24 protein-coding genes and 1 other RNA gene are annotated in these 23754 nt (G+C 60.1%); 14 read left to right on the forward strand and 11 right to left on the reverse strand.

Features of this window, described 5'->3' with window-relative positions; translation table 11 throughout:
• The 4 genes from ABJH13_RS08785 to ABJH13_RS08800 all read right to left on the reverse strand — a co-directional run.
• Window positions 1-910, reverse strand: a 910-nt coding sequence (locus tag ABJH13_RS08785) for an amidohydrolase family protein (protein WP_348405846.1), incomplete at its 3' end; no start/stop codon positions are given.
• A complete protein-coding gene (hisN, locus tag ABJH13_RS08790; protein WP_348405847.1) occupies window positions 907-1719 on the reverse strand; it encodes a histidinol-phosphatase in 813 nt (270 codons plus the stop codon). The genes ABJH13_RS08785 and hisN, both read right to left, overlap by 4 nt.
• A gap of 105 nt (window positions 1720-1824) precedes the next feature.
• Entirely contained in the window at window positions 1825-2196 is a 372-nt protein-coding gene (locus ABJH13_RS08795) for a helix-turn-helix transcriptional regulator (RefSeq protein WP_348405848.1), read from the reverse strand.
• 506 nt (window positions 2197-2702) lie between these two features.
• The gene (locus tag ABJH13_RS08800) at window positions 2703-3578 is read right to left on the reverse strand and encodes a LysR family transcriptional regulator (RefSeq protein ID WP_348405849.1); all 876 of its coding nucleotides are present in this window, start codon (window positions 3576-3578) and stop codon (window positions 2703-2705) included.
• Window positions 3579-3695: 117 nt separating this feature from the next.
• Between ABJH13_RS08800 and ABJH13_RS08805 the strand changes: the two genes are divergently transcribed.
• Together ABJH13_RS08805 and ABJH13_RS08810 are read left to right on the forward strand one after the other, a co-directional pair.
• Window positions 3696-3911: a DUF1127 domain-containing protein gene (locus ABJH13_RS08805; RefSeq protein WP_348405850.1), complete on the forward strand. Its 216-nt coding sequence runs from the start codon at window positions 3696-3698 to the stop codon at window positions 3909-3911.
• A 174-nt stretch (window positions 3912-4085) separates the two neighbouring features.
• Entirely contained in the window at window positions 4086-4862 is a 777-nt protein-coding gene (locus ABJH13_RS08810) for a Bax inhibitor-1/YccA family protein (protein ID WP_348405851.1), read from the forward strand.
• Window positions 4863-5105: 243 nt separating this feature from the next.
• Here ABJH13_RS08810 and rpmG read toward each other — a convergent pair whose 3' ends face one another.
• The 7 genes from rpmG to ABJH13_RS08845 all read right to left on the reverse strand — a co-directional run bounded on the left by rpmG (window position 5106) and on the right by ABJH13_RS08845 (window position 9843).
• Window positions 5106-5273: a 50S ribosomal protein L33 gene (rpmG, locus tag ABJH13_RS08815; RefSeq protein WP_011454349.1), complete on the reverse strand. Its 168-nt coding sequence runs from the start codon at window positions 5271-5273 to the stop codon at window positions 5106-5108.
• Between the two features lie 231 nt (window positions 5274-5504).
• An RNA gene (gene rnpB / locus ABJH13_RS08820) (RNase P RNA component class A) lies at window positions 5505-5906 on the reverse strand.
• 79 nt (window positions 5907-5985) lie between these two features.
• Window positions 5986-6597 carry an N-acetylmuramoyl-L-alanine amidase gene (locus ABJH13_RS08825; RefSeq protein ID WP_348405852.1) on the reverse strand — a complete coding sequence of 204 codons (612 nt, stop codon included), beginning with the start codon at window positions 6595-6597 and terminating at the stop codon, window positions 5986-5988.
• A gap of 54 nt (window positions 6598-6651) precedes the next feature.
• The gene (locus ABJH13_RS08830; protein WP_348405853.1) at window positions 6652-7371 is read right to left on the reverse strand and encodes a hypothetical protein; all 720 of its coding nucleotides are present in this window, start codon (window positions 7369-7371) and stop codon (window positions 6652-6654) included.
• A 38-nt stretch (window positions 7372-7409) separates the two neighbouring features.
• Window positions 7410-8897, reverse strand: a complete 1488-nt coding sequence (gene gatA, locus ABJH13_RS08835) for an Asp-tRNA(Asn)/Glu-tRNA(Gln) amidotransferase subunit GatA (protein ID WP_348405854.1) — start codon at window positions 8895-8897, stop codon at window positions 7410-7412.
• Entirely contained in the window at window positions 8897-9184 is a 288-nt protein-coding gene (gatC, locus tag ABJH13_RS08840; RefSeq protein ID WP_348405855.1) for an Asp-tRNA(Asn)/Glu-tRNA(Gln) amidotransferase subunit GatC, read from the reverse strand. Before gatC ends, gatA begins: the two co-directional genes overlap by 1 nt.
• A 209-nt stretch (window positions 9185-9393) precedes the next feature.
• A complete protein-coding gene (locus ABJH13_RS08845) occupies window positions 9394-9843 on the reverse strand; it encodes a nucleoside deaminase (RefSeq protein ID WP_348405856.1) in 450 nt (149 codons plus the stop codon).
• 62 nt (window positions 9844-9905) lie between these two features.
• Here ABJH13_RS08845 and ABJH13_RS08850 point away from each other — a divergent pair, with 62 nt between their 5' ends.
• From ABJH13_RS08850 to ABJH13_RS08905, 12 genes are all read left to right on the forward strand, one after another.
• Window positions 9906-10805, forward strand: coding sequence for a pseudouridine synthase (locus tag ABJH13_RS08850; RefSeq protein WP_348405857.1), 900 nt, complete (start codon window positions 9906-9908; stop codon window positions 10803-10805).
• Window positions 10806-11111: 306 nt separating this feature from the next.
• A complete protein-coding gene (locus ABJH13_RS08855) occupies window positions 11112-11993 on the forward strand; it encodes a 5-bromo-4-chloroindolyl phosphate hydrolysis family protein (RefSeq protein ID WP_348405858.1) in 882 nt (293 codons plus the stop codon).
• A 27-nt stretch (window positions 11994-12020) separates the two neighbouring features.
• Window positions 12021-13217 (forward strand): toxic anion resistance protein, encoded by a 1197-nt coding sequence (locus tag ABJH13_RS08860; RefSeq protein ID WP_348405859.1) that lies wholly within the window; start codon window positions 12021-12023, stop codon window positions 13215-13217.
• Between the two features lie 26 nt (window positions 13218-13243).
• Window positions 13244-14170, forward strand: a complete 927-nt coding sequence (locus ABJH13_RS08865) for a DUF2927 domain-containing protein (protein ID WP_348405860.1) — start codon at window positions 13244-13246, stop codon at window positions 14168-14170.
• 26 nt (window positions 14171-14196) lie between these two features.
• Window positions 14197-15303 carry an SPFH domain-containing protein gene (locus ABJH13_RS08870; RefSeq protein WP_348405861.1) on the forward strand — a complete coding sequence of 369 codons (1107 nt, stop codon included), beginning with the start codon at window positions 14197-14199 and terminating at the stop codon, window positions 15301-15303.
• Between the two features lie 93 nt (window positions 15304-15396).
• Window positions 15397-16503: a primosomal protein N' (replication factor Y) - superfamily II helicase gene (locus tag ABJH13_RS08875; protein ID WP_348405862.1), complete on the forward strand. Its 1107-nt coding sequence runs from the start codon at window positions 15397-15399 to the stop codon at window positions 16501-16503.
• Between the two features lie 14 nt (window positions 16504-16517).
• Entirely contained in the window at window positions 16518-16964 is a 447-nt protein-coding gene (gene dtd / locus ABJH13_RS08880; protein ID WP_348405863.1) for a D-aminoacyl-tRNA deacylase, read from the forward strand.
• Between the two features lie 9 nt (window positions 16965-16973).
• Window positions 16974-18083: a DUF4147 domain-containing protein gene (locus ABJH13_RS08885; RefSeq protein ID WP_348405864.1), complete on the forward strand. Its 1110-nt coding sequence runs from the start codon at window positions 16974-16976 to the stop codon at window positions 18081-18083.
• 82 nt (window positions 18084-18165) lie between these two features.
• A complete protein-coding gene (locus ABJH13_RS08890) occupies window positions 18166-20157 on the forward strand; it encodes a CocE/NonD family hydrolase (protein WP_348405865.1) in 1992 nt (663 codons plus the stop codon).
• A 112-nt stretch (window positions 20158-20269) separates the two neighbouring features.
• Entirely contained in the window at window positions 20270-21859 is a 1590-nt protein-coding gene (locus ABJH13_RS08895; RefSeq protein ID WP_348405866.1) for an ABC transporter substrate-binding protein, read from the forward strand.
• A gap of 13 nt (window positions 21860-21872) precedes the next feature.
• Window positions 21873-22829: an ABC transporter permease gene (locus ABJH13_RS08900; protein ID WP_348405867.1), complete on the forward strand. Its 957-nt coding sequence runs from the start codon at window positions 21873-21875 to the stop codon at window positions 22827-22829.
• Window positions 22830-22926: 97 nt separating this feature from the next.
• Entirely contained in the window at window positions 22927-23739 is an 813-nt protein-coding gene (locus tag ABJH13_RS08905; RefSeq protein WP_348405868.1) for an ABC transporter permease, read from the forward strand.
• The last annotated feature ends 15 nt before the right edge of the window (window positions 23740-23754 follow it).

The following is a 23754-nucleotide window of genomic DNA, read 5'->3' on the forward strand; positions in this document are numbered from 1 at the left end:
CAGCCACCGGTGCGATCCCGCTGCCCAGACGGCAGTTGGAACACGGACAATGGGCCACGCCGGTGCCGGTTTCGGCAAACAGTGCGATTTCTGCGGCATCCAGTTTCACACAATGCGCATGCCAGACATCGGGGCCCACCCACCCCAGATCTTGCGCATATTGGCCCGGACGACAGCCAAATTTCTCTTGGGAATAGGCGATATCTTCGTCGTTTTCGGCAAGGTGTGTGTGCAACATCACCCCTTTGTCACGTGCCAGCACCGCCGCCTGACGCATCAAGTCACGGCTGACAGAAAACGGCGAACAGGGCGCCACACCGACCCGGCACAAAGAGCCGGGCGCAGGGTCATGAAAGGCATCGATGACCCGGATGCAATCGTCCAGAATATCGCCTTCGGGCTCCACCAAACTGTCGGGGGGCAAGCCCCCCTGCGACCGCCCAATGCTCATGGCGCCGCGTGTCGGTTGAAACCGCAGGCCAATTTCGGCGGCCGCGTGGATCGTATCTTCGAGGCGGGTCCCATTGGGGTATAAATACAAATGATCGCTGCTAAGCGTGCATCCCGACAACGCCAATTCGGCCAACCCGACCTGCGCCGACGTAAACATATGGTCTGGCGTGAACCGCGCCCAAATCGGGTAAAGCACGTTCAACCAGCCAAACAACAACGCATCCTGTGCGGCAGGCACCGCGCGGGTTAGCGATTGGTACAAATGGTGGTGCGTGTTCACAAGACCCGGCGTCACGACACACCCCGAAACATCTATCACCGTGGCGTCGGCGCGAAGGGCAACCCCGATCTCGCGGATAACACCCCCGTCGATCAACACATCTGCGCCACGCAATTCGCGACGGGCGTCATCCATCGTTAGCAGATGGTCAGCGCCGCGCAGCAACAGCCGCGTCATAGCAAATGGTCGCGCAAGACCGTCAGCGCCTTGGCGTGGATCTCGGGGTTGGCGGCGGCCAACGCACGCCCCCCCATGTGGGCGGGTGATCCATCCCAACCGGTGACGATACCGCCAGCGGCCTGGATTAGCGCAATCGGGGCTTGGATATCATAGGGTTGCAACGCGGCCTCGACGACCAGATCAATCTGCCCCGCCGCCAGCAGTGCATAGGCATAGCAATCCATACCGTACCGCGTCAGCTTGGCCTGGTCAGCCACCGCACGAAACGCAGCGCCCTCTTGGGGCGATCCGACCTCTGGAAAAGTGGTAAACAAGATCGCATCCGCCAATTCGGTGGTCGTGCGGGTTTGCAGGGGCATCGGGCCGCGCGGGCCTGTCATCTCGGCCTTGCCGGGGGCCCCGATGAAACGTTCGCCGATATAGGGCTGGTCGACCAAGCCATAAAACGGTCCCTGCGCATCCGAAATCGCGATCAACACGCCCCATGTCGGGGTGCCGCTTACAAACCCACGAGTGCCGTCGATTGGGTCAAGCACCCACGTCAGACCACTGGTGCCTGCGGATTGCCCGAATTCTTCGCCCAAAATCGCATCATCAGGCCGGTCGCGGGCCAATATGGCGCGCATGGCCTGTTCGGCGGCACGGTCCGCCGCCGTGACCGGGTCAAAATCCCCGGCCAGTTTATTTTCTGTGACAAGATCTGACGATCTGAAATACGGCAGGATCGCAGCGCGCGCTGCATCCGCCAACGTTTGGGCCACGGCATCAAGGGCCGCGAGATCATGGGAGCGATGTGCTGTTGTCATACGCCACCCGTGCCATCGACCGGCCCGCAGTGCAAGACCACAGTGCCCCAAAACGCGACCGCACTGCGCCCCTCAAAGGGCCGCAGCATCAATCGGTGCCCGTGATCAGGCGACGTCGCTCAGCACACGTGCCAATTCAAACAAGCGGCGGCGTTGGTTTTCGGGGATCGCGTAATACGACCGCACCAGATCCATCGCCTCTTTATCGCCCATCATATCCGCGGGGACGGCATCAGCCTCGACCATGTCATCCTCTGCGGCTTTAAGCCCCTCGAAGAAAAACGCGACTTCGACTTCCAATGCATCCGCGATATCCCAAAGGCGAGACGCGCTGACCCGGTTTGCCCCGGTTTCGTATTTTTGAATCTGCTGGAACTTGATCCCGACACATTCGGCGAGTTTCTGTTGTGTCATACCAACCAACCAACGGCGCTGGCGAATGCGCTTTCCAACATAAACATCTACGACATGTACCATTTGCTAATCCCTTACACTTACCTTGCTAAAAATGTGGCCTCTCGACCGGACGGCATCTTTGGCACAACCTAGCCGCGATCACCGCTCATCATCGTGCATCCGGACAATAGTGAGATTCCCGTTTCGATCAATCACTATCACTTCCCGATAGCGTGAACAGCAGCGGGGTCAGATCAATCATAGCGCGTCTTTTCCATTGAAATCAGTGATTTTTATACCGACAGCAATGCCGGTATTATTCTATTAAAATTTTTTATATCTGGTCAAATTTAGGTTAATTTTCGCAATCTTGGGTTGATTTTTAGGCAGTTCGGTAAATTTTTTCCCGACAAAATAGAAAATCATTCCTCCTAAAACACCCATGTAAAACAGTCGGAAATCATCGGCGGAAATCGGCGCCGAACGCCAAGGCCCGGCAAATTCCCGCCACCTCTCATAAAATTTCCACAGGTGGGCACTGGTTGTCCTCCCCGAATCTTACGAAATTACGCGCCCCGCAAACGCGTTCAAACAGCTTTCAAACGGGGGCTATCGGTTTTGGAAAACGCCCGGCGCAGAACATCGGCTAAACGTTGTTGGATCTCATTTTTGGTCACCCGCGCGCCGTAGAGGTTGATCATCTGGCCCGGCAATTCGGGCAAGGCACCGCCATGGTCGATCCGTTCCAGATGCGGCGGTTCTGTGCCTTCGATCATCGTGTGCACCGCCAGATCCGCGCTGACGGTTGCCTCAATCGTGCGGTCGCTTTCTGTCTCGACGACCACGTCCCATGGCAGCCCGGCCAGATCCAGCGCCTCCACGACATGCGGCCGGAACGTACATTGCCGGCCGAACGCCAACCTCAGCGGTGTTTGCCGCCACGCGCACCCGCCCGGCGCCCCGACCCAACGCAGTGGTTTTTCATCAAGCAGGTCGCCCCCCGGATCCATGGTAATTTCGGTGGTCAGGATCAGGTCACATTCGCCACGGCCAAACATCTCCTTTAGCGCCCGCGTATAAGAGGAGATCAACCGCACCTTTACCCTAGGGAAATCTGCGTGGAATTGTTTGAGAACCTGCGGGATGGCGGGGTAGACGATGTCATGCGGCACACCTAGCACGATCTCGCCCTCATAGGCCTGGTCGGTCAAACGGCTCACGACCTCGTCGTTCAACGCCACCATACGCCGCGCATAAGTCAGCAACTGTTCGCCCGATGCCGTAAGCCCGATCGTCCGGCCAGACCGGTCAAGCAGCTCCACGCCCATTAGGTCTTCGAGGCGCTTCAACTGCATTGAAACCGCCGATTGCGTCAGATGCAAAAACCCAGCCGCCCGCGTCACGCCGCCCGCGTCGGCCACCGTTACAAAAGACCGCAGCGTTGTGATGTCCAAGTTTCTCATATCAACATCCTTGATTGGTTTGGTCACAAATATTCGTTTTCATAATAAACACAGGCTGGCCTATACATCAAGTAATCGAATACAACACTGACCATCCATCACGAAAGGATCTGAACCATGACCTATATCAACAGCGCCTCATGCCCCTGCGCCCCCTCTGTGCCACGCCGCCGGCCGGGGCTGTCGTCCTATCTGGCCCTGTGGCGGTCACGTCGTGCATTGGCCCAGCTGGATGCCAAGGCCTTGGACGACGTTGGGCTTGATCCGGCAACCGCCGAACGCGAAGCACGCCGCATGTTTTGGGACGTCCCCCAGACCTGGACCAACCGCTGAATGACGTGCGCAGCCGCCCCAGGCACCGCGTGGGGCGTATTCACGGGCCAAAATCGACGCAAACGCGTATATTCCCGACCGAAAGACCTTGAAATGCGGGCCATAGGCACCGATATTTAGCGCAGAGCGCGCAGAGAGGGTCTGACGCGCATTACGTTTTAAGTGGAGGTCTTAATGGCTGACGTGAATACAATCCGGTCTACCGCCGGATCCCGCGCCGCCCATATTGATGAGGGGCTGCGCGCCCACATGAATAAAGTCTATGGCACAATGTCCATAGGCATGCTGATCACATTCGCGGCCGCTTGGGCGATCTCGGGTTTGGCTGTGACGTCTGATCCGTCGCAAGCTGTGGGTCAAATTAGCGCAGACCAATATCTGACGTCGCTGGGGGCCGCGCTTTACACGTCGCCGCTCAAGTGGGTTGTGATGTTCGCCCCGTTGGCGTTTATCTTTGGGTTTAGCGCAGGCATCAACCGGATGTCCGCGGCCACAGCACAAACCGTATTTTACGTGTTTGCCGCTGTTATGGGTGTCTCGATCAGCTCGATCTTCTTGGTCTACACTGGCTTTTCCATCGCACAGATCTTTCTGGTAACGTCCATCGCCTTCGCGAGCCTATCGCTTTGGGGATACACCACCAAAAAAGACATCTCCGGTTGGGGCAGCTTTTTGTTCATGGGTCTGATTGGCATCGTCGTGGCGTCTATCGTGAACATCTTCATCGGCTCACCCGCGATCATGTTTGCTGTGTCGGCCATTGGGGTTTTGATCTTTGCAGGCCTCACCGCCTACGACACCCAAAACATCAAAAACACATACTTGGCCCATGCGCATCATGGTGATCAGGAATGGTTGCAGAAATCCGGGATCATGGGCGCCTTGAGCCTGTACCTGAACTTCATCAACATGTTCATGATGCTGCTACAGTTGTTCGGCAACAGAGAATAATCCACGTCCACATTGTGGATGTACCGGCCCCGCCTAACCAACCGTTAGGCGGGGCTTTTTATGTGCGCAAGCGATACCTTATTGTCCACCAAGCACATGTGCGAAGCCTGCGGCGTTTCCAGAGACAACACCAACCCGCTCTTGACGGTTTTGCCGCACCGCAGGGGCCACGCCAGCCTTGCGCACATAAAAAAAGGCCGCGCTTACAGCACGGCCCATTCGCAATTCAAGATGGCAGTTGCCTTACTTGATTTTGCCTTCTTTATATTCGACGTGCTTGCGCGCAACCGGGTCATATTTCCGGACGACCATTTTCTCGGTCATGGTACGGGCATTTTTCTTTGTTACGTAGAAATGACCCGTCCCCGCCGAGGAGTTCAGACGAATCTTGATCGTGGTTGGCTTGGCCATGATGTGTCTCCTGCTGCGGCCCGGCGTACACCTTGGGCTGCTGAAAATCCTGAGTTTTGGCTTTTAACTGGCCACGCTGCCGAGTCAACCGCAAAAGACCGAAATTCAGAGGGGAACATGCAAGGATATTCAAAGCACTGCCCATGCAGGCCCCTATCGGGATTTAAGCGCGGCAAAATCACCCGGTCATGCGCCCTTTGCCGGCCAAAGACTGGCACCAAAGGAAATCAAATGCGCGGAAGGCCTATAAGCCGGATTCTGTTCCCCAGGGCATGCCCCGGTTCGATGACCATTCCTCTTACCCATACGTTGCCGCACAGGCTCTAGCTGCCAACCCGGACCTGCTCGGGCAAAAACGGCCCTGTCTTGCGACGCGCGATCCCTATTTGGCATTGCTCCCGGTGGGGCTTGCCATGCCGCCCCTGTTACCAGCGGCGCGGTGGGCTCTTACCCCACCGTTTCATCCTTACCCCAGCGCGGTTTCGGTTGCCCGACCTGCCCCGTGGCGGTTTCATTTCTGTGGCGCTATCCGTCAAGTTGCCCTGCCCGGGCGTTACCCGGCACCGTTGTTTTTTGGAGTCCGGACTTTCCTCGACACCAGTTGCCCAATGCCGCGGCCATCCGGCCTTCCGCGCGTGGCGGTGATGCGCGTTATTCACGCCGGGGTCAACACAGCACGGCGGTCTTTGGCAGGCAATTCTGGCGGTTGAGGTTAGGTCGGGGGCACAATCAGGCCCAAAGACGCAAAATCATCGGGATGCAGCGGGCCTGACGCAGCGGGGCGAAAACGCAGGCGGACCGTATCCAACAACGTTTTGTCATCCACGTCGGCGGTGTACCCTGCCGTTCGGGCCAGCGCCCGAAAGCCCGCAGATGTTGGGTTTTGCGGGCCTTTGCCACGGCCTGCGGGGGCCGCGAGGGTCTGGTGCGCCAGTCGCGCCCAATCAAACCGGGGGCCCGGGTCAATCTTGCGGCCCGGCGCCATATCAGAATGGCCTATCACGTTGTCTGGTGCAATCGTCCAACGCCGCAGAATACCCCGCAACAGCGTTTCGAGCGCGGCCATCTGCGGCTCGGAGAACGGGTGCGTGCCGTCATTGTCGAGCTCTATCCCGATAGAGCGTGAATTGATGTCTGTCTCGCCGCGCCATTCCCCCGCACCCGCATGCCACGCGCGCTGGTCCTCGGGAACCATTTGGGTCAGCGCACCGCTGCGACAGATCAGGTAGTGCGCCGACACCTCGGCCACAGGGTCACACAGCCGCTCTATCGCCGCCTGCGCCGTTTGCATGGCCGTGTAATGCACCACAACGATGGTGGGCATCAGCCCGTCCCGCCGGGGCCCGAAATTAGGTGACGGATGCTGCTGCATACCGCGTCAGTCTTCGGCACCCTTGCGGAAGGGCGCAGGGTCCCAGGCGCAGGCGTAGCCGTCCCCATCCGGGTCCAGCCCTTTGCGGTCCCGTTTGGGGCCACCACGGCTCAGGAAATCGATCTGCGCCAGATCCGACGATGCGTAGCCGGCACAATTGCGTGCCGCACGGTTGGCCCCGCCAAACCCGGCCCGCGCATAAACGCTTTGGCCTTTGGGGTGGCTGGTGGACAGCGCAAAGCTCACGATATTGGGCTGCTCAGATCCTGTGCGCGTGGGCAATGCCTGTGGGGCGACAACTTCGTATTGCGCTTTGTTGCGTTCGATCCGGGCCGCGTCGCTTTCGATGGTTTGGCGTTCGGCCACTGCGCCAAAGTCGTTTTCATTGGAAATACCGGGGTTATTCAAGGCCACCGGCGCCGGGTTTGACGGGCTGGCCTCAACCGGCGCAACACCGGAATTAAGCACCGCCGTGTCGACATCCCCCGTGCGGGTTTGCGCCAGAATACGCGATGTTTCAGCCGCAGTCGCCTCGGCAGAGCCGGGTTCGGGCGGCAGCACTGTGTCGGGCAGTCTGGCCTGTGTGCCTTGCAGGGCCGCATCACGCTGGCGCTGTGCCTCAAGGGAGTTATCAAACCCCACGCCCTGCCCGCTGTCTGGCACCTGAGCGGCGCAGGCAGAAAGCCCCACCAAAGCGATGGTCAATATAAGCGCGCGTGAGGCCATGAGGTATCCGCCTGTTGTTGATCGTAACTGGCCGAGTGTTACCACCACTGCGCAGGTTTGGCCACAAAGCCCGCGGCCTGTTCAAGCACATGTGCGGTGCGCAGCAAATCAGCTTCGGCCCAAGGTTGGCCAATCAATTGCAGCCCCAACGGCAGCCCTTGTTTGTCCAGCCCCGTGGGCACCGAAATCCCCGGTAAACCCGCAAGGTTTACGGTCACTGTGAACACATCGTTGAGGTACATCGCCACCGGATCTGCATCGGTCATTTCGCCCAAGCCAAACGCCGCCGACGGGGTCGCAGGTGTCAGGATCGCATCGACACCTTGGGCGAAGACTTGCTCAAAATCGCGTTTGATCAAGGTCCGCACACGGCGGGCGCGGTTGTAGTAGGCATCATAGAACCCAGCCGACAGCACATAGGTGCCCACCATCACACGACGCTGCACCTCGGGGCCAAACCCTTCGGCGCGGGTTTTTTCGTACATTTCGGTGATGCCATCGCCCTGATCCAGCGTAGCGCGGTGGCCATAGCGCACACCGTCATAGCGCGCCAGGTTCGACGACGCCTCGGCCGGGGCAATCACGTAATAGGCGGGCAGCGCGTATTTTGTATGTGGCAACGAGATATCGACGATGTTGGCGCCTGCGTCCTTCATCATTGCGATGCCATCGGACCACAGGGTTTCGATTTCTTCGGGCATGCCGTCCATGCGGTATTCTTTGGGGATACCGATGGTTTTGCCTTTGATGTCGCCGGTCAATGCGGCTTCAAAATCGGGGACAGCCAGATCAGCAGAGGTGCTGTCTTTGGGGTCATGGCCGCACATCGCCTCAAGCATGATCGCCGCATCGCGCACGGTTTTCGTCATCGGGCCCGCCTGATCGAGGCTGGAGGCAAACGCCACCACGCCCCACCGCGAACACCGCCCGTAGGTGGGCTTGATGCCCACGGTGCCCGTAAACGCCGCAGGCTGGCGGATAGATCCGCCCGTGTCGGTGCCTGTCGCCGCAAGGCACAGATCGGCCGCAACCGCCGCCGCCGACCCACCAGAGGACCCGCCGGGCGTCAGCGCCGTGTCATCATCGCCGCGCCGCCACGGGTTGACCGCATTGCCATAAACAGATGTTTCATTAGACGAACCCATAGCGAATTCATCCATGTTGAGCTTGCCCAACATCACCGCCCCAGCATCCGCAAGGTTCTGGCTAACGGTCGATTCGTATTGCGGCAAAAACCCTTCGAGAATGCGCGAGCCTGCCTGACTGGGCACGCCTTTGGTGCAAAACAGATCCTTGATCCCGATGGGCAAGCCACACATCGCCGGGGCATCGCCCTGCGCCAGACGCGCATCCGCGGCGGCGGCACGGTCCAATGCGATCTCGGGGGTGTGGTGCACAAACGCATTCAACGCGCCTGCCCCGTCGATGGCCGTCAGGCACGCCTGCGTCAGTTCCTTGGAACTGGTTTCACCGGCGCGCAACGCGTCGCGGGCGGCGCTCAGGGACATCTCGTTTAGCTTGCTCATCACTCAACCACCTTCGGTACGGCAAAAAATCCTTCGCGCGCATCGGGCGCATTCGACAGGACCTTTTCTTGTTGATCCCCATCTGCCACCACATCAACGCGGCGCTTGAGAACCTGCGGCGTCACTGATGTCATGGGCTCAACCCCATCGACGTCCACCTCGTTCAATTGTTCGATGAACCCAAGGATAGTGTTGAATTCACCCGCCAGCGCGGGCAGCGCGTCGGGGTCTACCTTGATCCGGGCCAGTTTGGCCACACGGGCGGCTGTGGTCTCGTCAATGGACATCGTGGTTCCTCATCTGCTTGGCACAGCGCGTTTAGCGCTATGTGTGGGTCTTGCCAAGGGTGGCGCGCAGCTATTCACGGATCGTTCCGGCTAACGCCAAACTGTTAACCAGATGCCGCGCAAAACGCTGCGCCTTGGGCCGATACGCAAAAACCCGCGCCTTAACGGGTGTCTGCGGTGTTGTTGTCGCGATGATACCACCCTCAACATCACCGGCGTGCGGCGAAAAACGCGCGCAAATAGGCCTCGGATTCGGCGGCAGCGATGCCATCGTAGACCTCAGGGGCGTGGTGGCATTGCGGATGGCTGAACACCCGCGCACCTTGCCCTACCCCGCCCGATTTGGGGTCGCTGGCGCCATAATATAGCCGTGCGATCCGCGCCGCCGAAATCGCCGCAGCACACATTGCGCAGGGTTCCAACGTGACGTAGAGCGCGTGCCCCAGCAACCGTTCTGACCCGACGACAGCACAGGCCGCGCGGATCGCCAGAATTTCGGCATGGGCGGTGGGGTCATTTAATTCGCGCGTGCGGTTGCCTGCGGTGGCGATCACATGGCCCTTTGGGTCCACGATCACCGCCCCCACAGGGATTTCCCCCCGTTTGGCGGCGGCGCGGGCCGCACTTAGGGCCGCTTGCATGTGGGTGTTAAATTCCATGCGCTCAGTTGCGCGTAAAGCCGCCCCTTTCGCAAGCCCCACAAAGCCGCTATGGCAGGCGCATGTCAGCCTCAGACCCAAAAGCCCCCGCCTCAAGCCCCGCCGGGGAACGCATCGCCAAAAAGCTCAGCCGCGCAGGCGTTGCCAGCCGCCGCGAAGCCGAACGCATGATTGACGCAGGCCGCGTTGGTGTGAATGGCAAGATCATCACATCCCCCGCCTTGAATGTGACGGATACAGACACCATCACCGTTGATGGCGCGCCGATCACCCCGCCCGAACCCGCGCGACTGTGGATGTTCCACAAACCCATCGGGTTGGTCAGCACCGACAGCGACGAAAAGGGCCGCGAGACGATTTATTCGGCTTTGCCAGACGATATGCCCCGCGTCATGAGCGTGGGACGGCTTGATATCAACTCTGAAGGGTTGCTGTTGTTGACCAACGACGGCGGGATAAAACGGCAACTGGAATTGCCTTCGACCGGGTGGCTGCGGCGCTACCGGGTGCGGGTCAATGGGCGCCCCACGGACGCCCAACTGGACCCATTGCGCAAGGGCGTGACCGTCGACGGCGAAACGTTTCAGCCGATGTCCGTGACCCTTGACCGCCAACAAGGCGCGAATGCATGGCTGACAGTGGGCATACGCGAAGGCCGCAACCGCGAGATCCGCCGCGCCTTGGGCGAGGTTGATCTGGCTGTGAACCGGCTGATCCGGATCAGCTATGGTCCCTTCCAACTGGGCGAGCTGAAATCAGGCACCGTCGAGGAAATTCGCCGCAAGATCATGCGCGATCAACTTGGCCTGCCCCCCGAAGACGACACACCGACCAAACCCACACAAGCAACCCGGCAACGCAAACCGCGCCCACCTCAGGCCAAATCAAAGTCCGGGCCAAAAACCGGGCCAAGATCCACGCCCAAATCCGGCGGCCACCGGCCACCACGCCCCCGTCGGTGAAACCATCGCGGGGTCTGCGATGACGTTGCAGCGCTAAATTTCCCCCTCGCCGCGCGGTGTTGGTGCCGCATATAAGTGGCCAAAGTATTTGTTTTCGACATTTGGGCAAAAAAATCATAGCTCTGGCGCGGTGAACCCGGCACAGTAGGGCCACACTGGCATGCCGCGACATATGCCTTATATTCAAAGCTGACGTTGCTCTGGGGAGACGACATGACGCCGACGACGATGCAGAAAATCGCCTTTTTGGCGCTGCTTATTCTTGTGACAGGCGTGGCCGCGGGCCTGCTCGGCGGGCTCTGACAGATGGCAAAACGTTTTGGCGGCAAATTCAGCCCGCAGGCCCCCACGTCTTCTACGCCCGACCGCGCAACCTTTGCTGGCGCCAAGGTTGATCCCGTCGGCGCGCGCGCAAATCTGATGTTTTTACCGGCGGCCGTTCTGCTGTTTACGGCACTGACACAAGGCGCATTGGGCCTCAGTATTGGGGTGGCGGGCGCAGGTGTTCTGGCGCTTGGGGCGTGGCTGCTGCGCGGCGGGTTGGTCGCCGAGGCCGCGTATATGGCGCGCAAAACCGCACGCCGCCCTGCCTTGCCCCGCAAAATCGCCGCCGCGGCCCTGACCGGGGCGGGCACGGGTTTGGCCGCGCTCAGCCATGATGGCCATGTGATCGCTGCCGTGTTGTTTGGGGCTGCAGCCTGTGGGTTGCATATCGCCGCATTTGGGATTGATCCGCTGCGCGACAAAGGGATGGAAGGCATAGATACTTTCCAACAAGACCGCGTGGCGCGTGTTGTCGACGAGGCCCAAGCGCATATGGCGGGCATGTCCGACGCGCTTGAGCGTGCCGGTGATCGGCAGGTTTCCGCCCGGATGGCGCAATTCCAAACCGTGGTACGGGACCTTATTCGCACCGTCGAAGACGACCCGCGCGATTTGACCGCCGCGCGCAAGTATCTGGGCGTTTATTTATTGGGAGCGCGGGATGCCAGCATCAAATTTGCCGATATTTACGCCAGATCGCAAAACGCGCAGGCCCGCGCCGACTATCTGGTGCTTTTGGATGATCTGGAACGTAATTTCACCGACCGCACAGCGGCGCTGATGCTGGATGACCACACTGACCTAGCCGTCGAAATCGAGGTCCTGCGGGATCGTTTGCAACGTGAAGGGGTGCGTCTGGACTGACGCCAAAACTTACAAAGGATCAAAGTGATGAGTGAGATGACACGCGAAAAAGCGGCCCAAACCCTGAAAGTGGTCGAAGAGGTCACAGCCGTGGTTTTGCCAGACCCCGTCGATGCCGATACCATCGTCCCCATGGCCGAGGCCGACGCCCCCATTAGTGCCGAAATCACCAAACGCATGGCCGAGATCGACATGAGCGACACCAATTCGATCGTGTCTTTTGGATCGCGCGCGCAGGTCGAATTGCAACAGATCAGCCAAGCCATGTTGGGCGGGGTGCGCAACAAAGACGTGGGCCCCGCGGGCGACAGCCTGCGCAACATCGTCACCACCATCCGTGGGTTTTCGATCAGCGAACTGGACGTGCGCCGCAAACGCAGTTTTTGGGAAAAGCTGTTGGGCAAGGCCGCGCCATTGGCCAAGTTCACCGCGCGTTTCGAAGAGGTGCAAGGCCAGATCGACCGGATCACCGATGACCTGCTGGGGCATGAACATACGCTGTTGAAAGATATCAAGTCGCTCGATCTGCTGTATGAAAAGACGTTGCAGTTTTACGATGAACTGGCGCTTTATATCGCCGCTGGCGAGGAAAAGCTAAGCGAGTTGGACACAACAATTATCCCCGCCAAGGCCGCAGAGGTCGATCAGGCCCCCGAAGATGACCAAGTGATGGTGGCCCAGGAATTGCGCGACCTGCGCGCGGCGCGCGATGATCTGGAACGCCGGGTGCATGATTTGAAGCTGACGCGTCAGGTGACCATGCAGTCGCTGCCATCGATCCGGTTGGTGCAGGAAAACGACAAATCTCTGGTGACCAAAATCAACTCGACGCTGGTCAACACGGTGCCATTGTGGGAAACACAATTGGCCCAAGCGGTGACGATCCAACGGTCCGCCGAAGCGGCTCAAGCGGTGCGTCAGGCCAATGATCTGACCAACGAACTGCTGACAGCCAACGCGAAAAATCTGCGTGAAAGCAACAAGGTTATCCGCGAAGAAATGGAACGTGGGGTCTTTGACATCGAAGCCGTAAAGCAGGCAAATGCAGATCTGATTGGCACCATCGAAGAATCGCTGCAGATCGCGGATGAAGGCAAGGCGCGCCGTGCCACCGCCGAAACCGAACTGCAAGAAATGGAGATCAAATTGCGCGACACACTGGCCAGCGCCCGTGCCAAACAAACCGGTCTGGGCGACACCGCCGCGACCTCTGTGCCGACCTGAGGCATCGGGTGGCGTGGGGCAAACATTTGCGACATTGGGGCGCGCTGGCTTGGGTCGGCGCGATCTTGATGGCATGTGATGCGCCCGCGCCTGCCCCCAGCGTGAAAACCCCGCGCGCGCGCCCTGCCGTTTTGGCCGAAACGCAGTTGCGCCCCACCTCGCAGGCCAGTGCGGAACTGCGCAGCTATCTGGTGCAGGTGCAAGCGGCGCAGCTCAACCAAGGGCTGCTGCGCGTCGATGGGGGCGGCCCTGACGCGCCCTTTACCGCCGAAATGCTGGCCCGCAATTTTGAGCGCATCGTGTTTTTTGATGAATACGACCGGACCCTAAAAGGGCGCGGCGGCGAAAGCCCGCTGCGCCGGTGGTCCGCGCCTATTCGGGTGGGCACGATCTTTGGGCCCTCGGTGCCCCCGTCGCAGCGTATAAAAGATGGGGCCGTCATCCGCGATTATGCGCGACGTCTGGGCCAGATCACGGGCCACCCGGTCATGACCTCGGGCACCCCTAATTTTATTGTCATCGTGGCCAGCGAAGACGACCGCGGCGCCGCATTGGATGCCGCTGCAGCGCGGGTTCCCGGCATCACACCGGGCAGTCTGAACGCCCTGCGCAGCCTATCGCGTGACACCTATTGCGCCGTCGCCGCCTATGCCGCCGGGTCAGACGCCAGCACCTACACCGCCGCAGTTGCGGTGATACGGTCCGAAAACCCAGCGTTGTTGCGGCGCAGTTGTGCGCACGAAGAGATGGCGCAGGGGTTGGGGCTGGCCAATGACAGCAATGCACGCCCGTCGATCTTTAACGACGACGACGAATTTGCGCTGCTGACCAAACACGACGAACTGTTGCTCAAGATGCTGTATGACTCGCGTCTTAAAACAGGCATGACCGCCGCCCAAGCCGCCCCAATCGCCCGCGTTATCGCCGGCGAACTGCAAAGCGGACCCAGCTAGGACTATGTTGTAAAGGACTTAACGATATGGGTATTTTTGATTTCTTATCCGGTGAATTCATCGATGTCATCCATTGGACGGACAACACACGTGACACCATGGTGTGGCGGTTTGAACGCGAAGACCACGAGATAAAATACGGCGCAAAACTGACCGTGCGCGAAGGTCAGGCGGCGGTGTTTGTGCACGAAGGCCAGCTGGCCGATGTCTTTACCCCCGGCCTTTATATGCTTGAAACCAACAACATGCCGGTGATGACCACGCTGCAACACTGGGATCACGGGTTTCGCAGCCCGTTCAAATCCGAGGTATATTACGTCAACACAACCCGGTTTAACGACCTGAAATGGGGCACCAAAAACCCCATCATCTGCCGTGATCCGGAATTTGGGCCTGTGCGCCTGCGCGCCTTTGGGACCTATTCGATCAAGGTCAGCGATCCGGCGAAATTCCTGATCGAAATCGTCGGCACAGATGGCGAATTCACCATGGATGAGATCAGCTTTCAGATCCGCAATATTTTGGTGCAGGAATTCTCGCGCACCATTGCGCGGGCGGGCATACCGGTGATGGACATGGCCGCCAACACCCGCGAACTGGGGCAATTGGTCGGCAAAGAAATCGCGGCACAGCTGGCGGAATACGGCCTGTCGATGCCGGAACTATACATCGAAAATATCTCTTTGCCGCCCGCCGTCGAAAAGGTGATGGACAAACGATCCTCCATGGGGGTGATCGGAAACCTGAATGAATACATGCAGTTCCAAGCCGCCGAGGCCTTGGGCCGGGACGGCGCCGGGGCGGCGGCCATTCAGGCGGGGCTGGGCGCGGGGTTGGGCATGCAAATGGCCCAGACCGCGGCCCAACAAGGCCCGTGGGGGGCGCGCGCCGCGGCCCCCGTCGCGGTGCCCCCGCCGCCTGTCGAACACGTCTGGCATATTGCGGAAAACGGCCAGACCACGGGCCCCTTTTCCAAGGCGTCTTTGGGGCGCATGGCCACTAATGGCGCGCTGACCCGCGAGAGCATGGTTTGGACCCCCGGTCAGGATGGCTGGATGCGGGCCGACGATGTGGCCGAACTGGCGCAGTTGTTCACCGTGTTGCCGCCCCCCCCACCGCCGCCAGCACCGTAAGATGCGGCAGACCATCATCGTTGGCGTGGCAGACCACCCTGGCACATCATCCCGCGCGCCTGACATCACGCGGCTTTCATCAATCGGTGTGGTATGACGGCACAAACAACAGCGCCTCAGGCGGAACATCATTTTCCCTGCGATGCATGCGGTGGCGATCTGCGGTTTGACCCCACAGCGCGGCAATTGACCTGCGATCATTGTGGCAACACCCAAACGCTTGATGGCGGGCCGTGGGGCAAAACCCAGATCAAAGAGCTCGACTTTGAGGCGGCGCTCAACGCGGCCCTGCCCGCAATGGAGATGGAAGAAACCCGCGTTTCCAAATGCCCCAACTGCGCCGCTGAGGTCGAATTTGACCCGCAGGTGCACGCCACGGAATGCCCATTTTGCGCCACGCCGGTGGTCGCTGACACTGGAACGCACCGCCATATCAAACCGCGCGGGGTGTTGCCCTTTGCCCTCGAAGAAGCCGCTGCGCGCGATGCCATGACGGACTGGTTGGGGCGGTTGTGGTTTGCACCGAATGGCCTACAGGATTACGCCCGCAAAGACCGCCGCATGCAGGGCATCTACGTGCCCTACTGGACCTTCGACGCCGACACCACCAGCCAGTACACCGGCGAACGCGGCACCGTCTATTACGAAACCAAAACCGTGATGCGCGATGGCAAACGCCAGCAGGTGCGCGTGCCCAAGGTGCGTTGGCGTGGGGTGCGCGGGCGCGTGGCGCGGTTCTTTGATGACGTGCTGGTGTTGGCCTCGACGTCCCTGCCCAAACGGTTCACCGACGCCTTAGAGCCGTGGGATCTGGGCGACATGCAGCCCTATACGCCCGAATATCTGGCCGGGTTCCGGGCCGAAGGATACGCGGTGCCGTTGCAGGATGGGTTTGCCCAAGCGCGCCAGCGGATGGATGTGATTATCGCGCGCGACATCCGGTTTGACATCGGCGGTGACCGCCAGCGCATTCACGGCGTCGATACCGATGTGCGGGATGTGACATTTAAACACGTGCTGCTGCCGGTGTGGTTGGCCGCCTATAAATACCGGGGCGAAACCTACCGGTTTGTTGTGAATGGCCGCACGGGCAAGGTACAGGGCGAACGGCCTTGGTCCGCCGTAAAAATCGCCGTTGCGGTGATTGTCGGTGTGCTGTTGGCGGCGGCGGTTGGGTATGGCGCGGCGATCAGCCAGTAAGGGAAAGGGGCCACATGCGGGCAATTTTGCAACGGGTCACCGAGGCCTCTGTCACGGTTGACGGCGACGTCGTGGGGGCGATCGGGCCGGGGCTGCTGATCTTGGTGTGCGCCATGCCCGGTGACACCTCCAATGTCGCGACCAAGCTGGCCACCAAAATCAGCAAGCTGCGCCTGTTCAAGGATGACAGCGGCAAGATGAACCTTAGCCTTGCCCAAATGGGCGGTGCGGCGTTGGTCGTTAGCCAGTTCACCTTGGCCGCAGACACATCGCGCGGCAACCGCCCCGGCTTTTCCGGCGCGGCCAAGCCCGACGTCGCCAAGACGTTGTATCTGGGGTTTGCACAGGCGCTGCGCGATTTGGACGTGACAGTGCAGACTGGAACCTTTGGCGCAGATATGGCAGTGGCCCTAACAAACGACGGCCCCGTCACCCTGTGGCTGGACACGGAAAACCCGTAAGGAAATCAGATGCAAACCGACGATCCATTGGTGCCCCTTTTCCAAGCCGGTGTTGCGGCAGTGCGCGGCGATACCGCCGTGGCGACCGCACTGGCGCGCGCGCCCTGCCCTGTCCCAGATCAGATTATCGCGGTGGGCAAGGCGGCAACGGCCATGGCCTGCGCTGCACATGACGCATTCCCCGACGCGCCGGTTTTGATTGTCACCAAATACGATCACGCCGAGGGCGCGCCCGATACCGCAGAGATCATCGAAGCCGCCCACCCGGTGCTGGACAATCGCAGCTTGGCGGCGGGGGCGCGGTTGCTAGAGGTCGTGGGCGCGATGCAGCCCGGCAGCCACCTGTTGATGTTGGTATCGGGGGGCGCGTCTGCCCTTGCCGAGGCACCGATAGAGGGGCTTGATCTGGCGGGGCTTAAGGCACGCGCGCAAGATATGCTCGCTTCGGGGGCGGATATCCATGCGATGAACGCCGCCCGCAAACAGGTCAGCCGGGTCAAAGGCGGCAAGCTGTTGGGTCATTTCCACGGGGCCACGGCGACCACGCTGGCGATTTCGGATGTGGAAGGCGACAGCCTGCACGTGATCGGGTCAGGCATCGGTGCCGCCCCTGACGCGCCCGCATTTACCTTTGACGCACGGATCGTCGCCAGCAACGCCATTGCCCGTCAGGCCGTGGTAGCAGCCGCCAATCTGGCCGGTGAACCGGTCGGATTGAACGAAGAAACCCTGTATCAGGATATCCACCCGCTGGCCGCCACGATCGCCACGTCGTTGCAACACGCAGCCCCCGGTTTGCATGTATTTGGCGGCGAGCCTACCGTCATTTTGCCCCCAGACCCCGGCCAGGGGGGCCGCAATCAGGCGCTGGCTTTGTTGTTGGCGCGCGAGATCTCGGGGCAAACTGGTCTTCACATTTTGGTTGCCGGCACTGATGGCACCGACGGGCCAACGGACGCCGCAGGTGCCATCGTGGATGGGGCGACATGGGCCGCCGATGCGCAAGACGCGCTGGACCGTGCAGACGCCGGGCGGTGGTTAGAGACCCGAGGGCATGTGTTGAAAACCGGCCCGACGGGGACAAACGTCATGGATCTGGTGATTGCGCTAAAACGCTAAGATATTGGGCACCAGTGCGCGGGCGGTACATCCCCGGCGTTGGTTGCTTGACAACCGGCTGGCCGGGCGCAATTTTACGCGCATGACGACAGATACCCCGCTGCGGGACATTGAAGACCTTCCCGATTATGGCATCACGCTCAGCGACGGCTGTCGGTTGTCCGCGCGGGTCTGGCGCCCCCTCGATGCAGACCAACACCCTGTGCCTGTGATCCTTGAATACCTGCCTTACCGCAAACGCGACGGGACCTGTGACCGCGATGCGTTAACCCATCCGTGGTTTGCCGCCCGTGGGTATGCCTGCGTGCGCGTGGACATACGCGGCAATGGCGACAGCGAAGGCATCATGGAGGATGAATACACCCCCCAAGAACTGGCCGACGCGGTCGAGGTGATCGCACATCTGAGCCAACAGCCGTGGTGTTCAGGCGCGGTTGGCATGATGGGGATCAGCTGGGGTGGGTTCAACGGGTTGCAGGTTGCCAGCCTCGCCCCAGAACCGCTCAAGGCGGTCATTACCCTATGTTCCACCGTGGACCGGTTTGCCGATGACATCCACTATAAGGGCGGATGTTTGTTGAACGAAAACCTTGGGTGGGGGGCCACGATGTGGTCTTTTTCATCCCGCGCGCCCGACCCGGCCCTGCGCGAAAACTGGCGAGACCTTTGGCTGCAACGGCTTGAAAATGAACCCTTCTTGCCGTCTGTCTGGCTGCGCCACCAGCGCCGCGACGCCTATTGGCAACATGGTTCTGTCATTGAAAACTACGGCGCGATCAAGGCCAAAGTACTGGCCATCGGCGGCTGGGGAGACGCCTATAAAAACGCGGTGCCGCAACTGGTGCAGGCGCTGCCGGGGGCCAAGGGCATCGTGGGGCCTTGGGTGCATAAATACCCCCATTTCGCAGTGCCCGAACCGCGCATCGGGTTCTTACAAGAGGCGCTGCGTTGGTGGGATCAGTGGCTCAAAGGGATCGACACAGGTGTGGCCGACGACCCAGACTACCGCGCCTATTTGATGGATGGCGTGCCCCCGGCGCGGTGGTACACCGAACGGCCCGGCCGGTGGGTCGCAGAGCAAGACGGCGCTGTCCAGCACATCGCGCATCATACGTTGTATTTGTCCAAACACGGGCTGTCGGACGGGCGCGGCCCGATTTCTGTGCCGGTGGCATCGCCCCAAGACTGCGGCGCAGAAGCTGGCGAATATTGTGCGATATGGTTGGGCCCGGAAATGCCCGGCGACCAGCGCGGTGATGATGCCGTATCGGCCTGTTTTGATACCGAACCCGCCGACCGCGACACCGATATTTTTGGCGCGCCCAAAGTCCGCCTGACAGTCAGCACCGACCAGCCCCAAGCCCAAATTGCCGTGCGTCTGTGCGACGTGGCGCCTGATGGCGCGTCGACCCGAATTACCTATGGTGTGCTAAACCTTAGCCACCGCGAAGACGCCGCCCAACCCGCAACGATGCCGCCCGGCGCGCCCATGCCGGTGGAACTGTGGCTGGACACAACGGCCTACCGCCTGCCCAAAGGGCACCGGCTGCGTATCGCGATTTCAACGTCCTATTGGCCGCTGGTCTGGCCGTCGCCAACCGCCACAACTGTGACGCTAAAGGCCGGCAGTCTGCACCTGCCCGTGCGCCGCACCGCTAAACGAGACGAATACGAATTTCCGCCGCCAGAGGCCGCCGCGCCTTGGCAAAATGAGACCCTGCGTGAGGGCACCAACAGCCGGGTCCGTGAGGTTGATCTGAAAACCGGGGTTGTGACGCTGCGCATCGAAGATGATTTTGGCAAGCACCGCGACCTTGATCATGGGCTCATCGCGGGGTCTGTCGCGCGCGAGACATGGGCCATTCATCCGCAAGATCCGCTGTCTGCCAGAGGCACCTGCCACTGGACCGACGAGCTGCAACGCGACGACATTCGGCTGCGCACAGAAACCTCCTGCGAGATGTGGTCCGATGCGACCCATTTCCACCTGACGGCGCGGCTGGAGGCCTATGAAAACGACACATTGATCTACGAAAGAACGCACTCAGACAGCGTCAAACGGGACCACATGTGAGACGGATCTTATCAATTTCGGGTGAAACACCTTGCGGCCTTTCGCGAAATGCGCGACCCTTAACGACAAATGAACAAAGCACGAAACGTGCACTACCAACCGGGAGACACCAATGAACGACGAACTCAAAAGCCTTAGCACACGTGTGACCAAAGGCCTGATGACGCGCCGCGAATTCGTCGGCCGCGCCGCTGCTTTGGGGGTCACTGCCGCTGTTGCGAACACCATGTTGGCGTCCTCTGCCAAAGCTGAAGGCCCCGTCAAAGGCGGCACATTGCGCATCGGGCTGTCAGGCGGCGAAAGCACAAACACCCAAGACCCTGCGGCTGCGGCCTCTGAGGTACCAGTGACCAACCTGCGCATGTGGGGCGAGCCATTGGTCAACACGGCCCCCGACGGTGCGCTGGATTTCCGCGCCGCCGAAAGCGTCGAGGCGTCGGCAGATGCAAAGACCTGGACCTTCAAAATGCGCAAGGACGTGGAATTCCACAACGGCAAAACCCTGACAGCCGAAGACGCGCTGGCCACGATGGAGCGTCATTCCAACGAAAACAGCCAATCCGGCGCGTTGGGCATCATGAAGGGCATTTCGTCCATGAAAGCGGACGGCGACAACCTGATCGTCGAGTTGGACGTGGGCAACGCCGACCTGCCATATTTGATGGCCGACTATCACCTGATGATCCAGCCCAACGGCGGCATGGATGACCCAACAGCCGCCATCGGCACCGGCGCCTACACGCTAGAAATCGACGAGCCCGGCGTGCGCCACGCGTTCAAGAAAAACCCCAACTATTGGGACGACACACGCGGCCACGCAGACGAAGTCGAAGTGCTGGTGCTCAACGATTCCACCGCCCGGACTGCAGCGCTGCAGTCGGGTCAGGTGCATCTGATCAACCGGATCGACCCAAAGGTCGCGGGCCTGCTGGACCGGGCGCCGAACCTGAGCGTGGAATCTGTCGCAGGGCGCGGACACTACGTGTTTATCATGCATGTCGACACCGCACCTTTCGACAACAACGAACTGCGTCTGGCGCTGAAATATGCGATCAACCGTCAGGAAATGGTCGATAAAATTCTGCGCGGCTACGGCACCGTCGGGAACGACCTGCCCATCAACGCGGCCTATCCGCTGTTTGATGATACGATCCCGCAGCGTGCGTATGATGTGGCCAAAGCCGCAGAGCACTACAAAAAATCCGGCCACGACGGGTCGCCCATCATCTTGCGCACAGCTGATGGTGCATTCCCCGGTGCCGTAGACGCCGCTGCGTTGTTCCAACAGTCGGCCAAAGCGGCTGGTATTCCCTTGGAAATCAAACGTGAACCCAACGATGGGTATTGGTCCGAGGTATGGAACGTCCAACCTTTCTGCGCATCCTATTGGGGTGGCCGCCCGGTTCAGGACCAGATGTATTCCACCGCGTATCTGTCAACAGCCGACTGGAACGACACCCGGTGGAAGCGCGATGATTTCGACGCCAAACTATTGGCCGCACGTGCCGAGCTTGACACCGCAAAACGCAAGTCGATCTATTCGGAACTCGGTCGCGACCTGCGCGACGAAGGCGGCCTGATTTTGCCGATGTTCAATGATTTCGTCCACGGTGTGTCCTCAAAAGTCGGCGGCTGGGCCCAAGACCCCAACGACGAAATGATGAACAACATGGCGAGCTTGAAGTGCTGGGTGAAAGCCTGAGGGGCGCGCGCAGATGCACCCGATCTTGAAATTGGTGGCCCAACGTCTTGCGTTGGGCATCCTCCTTCTCTTCGCCGCCTCGATCCTGATTTTCGTAGGCACCGCAATTTTGCCAGGCGATGTAGCACAGTCTATTCTGGGCCAATCCGCAACCCCCGAAGCCTTGGCCAACCTACGGGCTGAACTTGGGGTCGATCAACCCGCCGTCACGCGTTATTTTGACTGGCTGGGGGGCGTGATGCGCGGCGATCTTGGCACGGCGCTGACCAATGGCCGCGACATTGCCGAAAGCCTCAGCAGCCGCCTTGGCAACACCCTGTTTCTCGCGTTTTGGGCCGCCGTGATCGCCGTACCACTGGCGATTTTCCTCGGCCTGCTCGCGGTGCGCTACAAAGACCGCTGGCCCGACAAAGTCATATCCGCCGTCACGTTGACCACCATATCCATACCGGAGTTCATGATCGGCTATGTACTGATCTACTGGGTCTCGATCAAATGGGGCCTGTTTTCATCCGTCGCGATCATCAATGACAGCATGAGCCTGCTCCAAAAGCTCGACGCTATCGCGATCCCGGTTATGGTGCTCACGATGGTTGTTTTGGCGCATATGATGCGCATGACCCGCGCGGCTATCCTGAATGTGATGCAATCGGCCTATATTGAAACGGCCGAGCTCAAAGGCTTGGGGATGCTTAAAATCATCCGCAAACACGCGTTTCCCAATGCTGTCGCGCCGATCGTGAATGTTGTTATGCTGAACCTGGCCTATCTGGTGGTCGGTGTTGTGGTGGTCGAGGTCGTCTTTGCCTACCCTGGCATGGGGCAGTATCTGGTGGATCACGTCAGCAAACGCGACGTGCCCGTTGTTCAGGCCTGTGGTTTGATCTTTGCGGCAGTCTACATCGGCATGAACCTGGTCGCTGATATTGTATCGATCGTGTCCAACCCAAGACTGCGGCATCCCAAATGATCGCCCAGTCCGCTGACCCATCCCGATCATCCATCATGGCCCTGCCCGGCGGCTCCACACGTACCGCCGCGCGCCCCACCCGCCGAAAGCAAACGTCATGAGAATACCTCTCGCCGCCCTCATCGGGCTGTTCTTCACCGGCCTGTTTTTTGCGATGGCTGTGTTTGCCCCGCTGATCGCCCCCTACGGTATGGCCGAAGTCGTCGGAGACGTCTGGGAAGCCCCCTCAGACCGGTTTCTACTGGGCACCGATAGCATCGGGCGCGACCTGCTAAGCCGCATGATATACGGCGGCCAAACCACGATTTTCATCGCAACCGCCGCCACCGCGCTCAGCTTCACGCTGGGGTCAGTGCTGGCGTTTTTCGCGGCCGTCTCGGGCGGCTGGATTGACCAATCAATCAGCCGGTTCGTAGATCTGATCATGTCGATCCCGACGCTGATCTTTGCGCTTGTCGTGTTGTCGGTGATGCCCACAACCGTCACCATCTTGATCGTCCTGATGGGGCTGCTGGACAGCACCCGTGTCTACCGTCTGGCCCGCGCCGTCGCCGTTGACATCACCGTCATGGACTACGTCGAGGCCGCACGCCTGCGGGGCGAGAAAATCGGCTGGATCATCTTTCGCGAGATCCTGCCCAATGCGCTGTCTCCCTTGATCGCGGAAATGGGCCTGCGGTTCATCTTTGCGGTGCTCTTTGTGTCTACGCTGTCGTTTCTGGGGCTTGGTGTGCAGCCGCCACAGGCCGATTGGGGCGGCATCGTGAAAGAGAACAAAGAAGGCATCAACTACGGCATCCAAGCGGCACTCTACCCCGCCTATGCCATCGCCGTTTTGTGCATTTCGATCAATCTGGTGGCAGACTGGATCTTGAACCGCACCACCTCGCTCAAAGGTGGTCGCGGATGACCCTAGGTCTGTCAC

The sequence above is a fragment of the Roseobacter sp. genome (assembly GCF_039970775.1).
Lineage (GTDB): Bacteria > Pseudomonadota > Alphaproteobacteria > Rhodobacterales > Rhodobacteraceae > Roseobacter.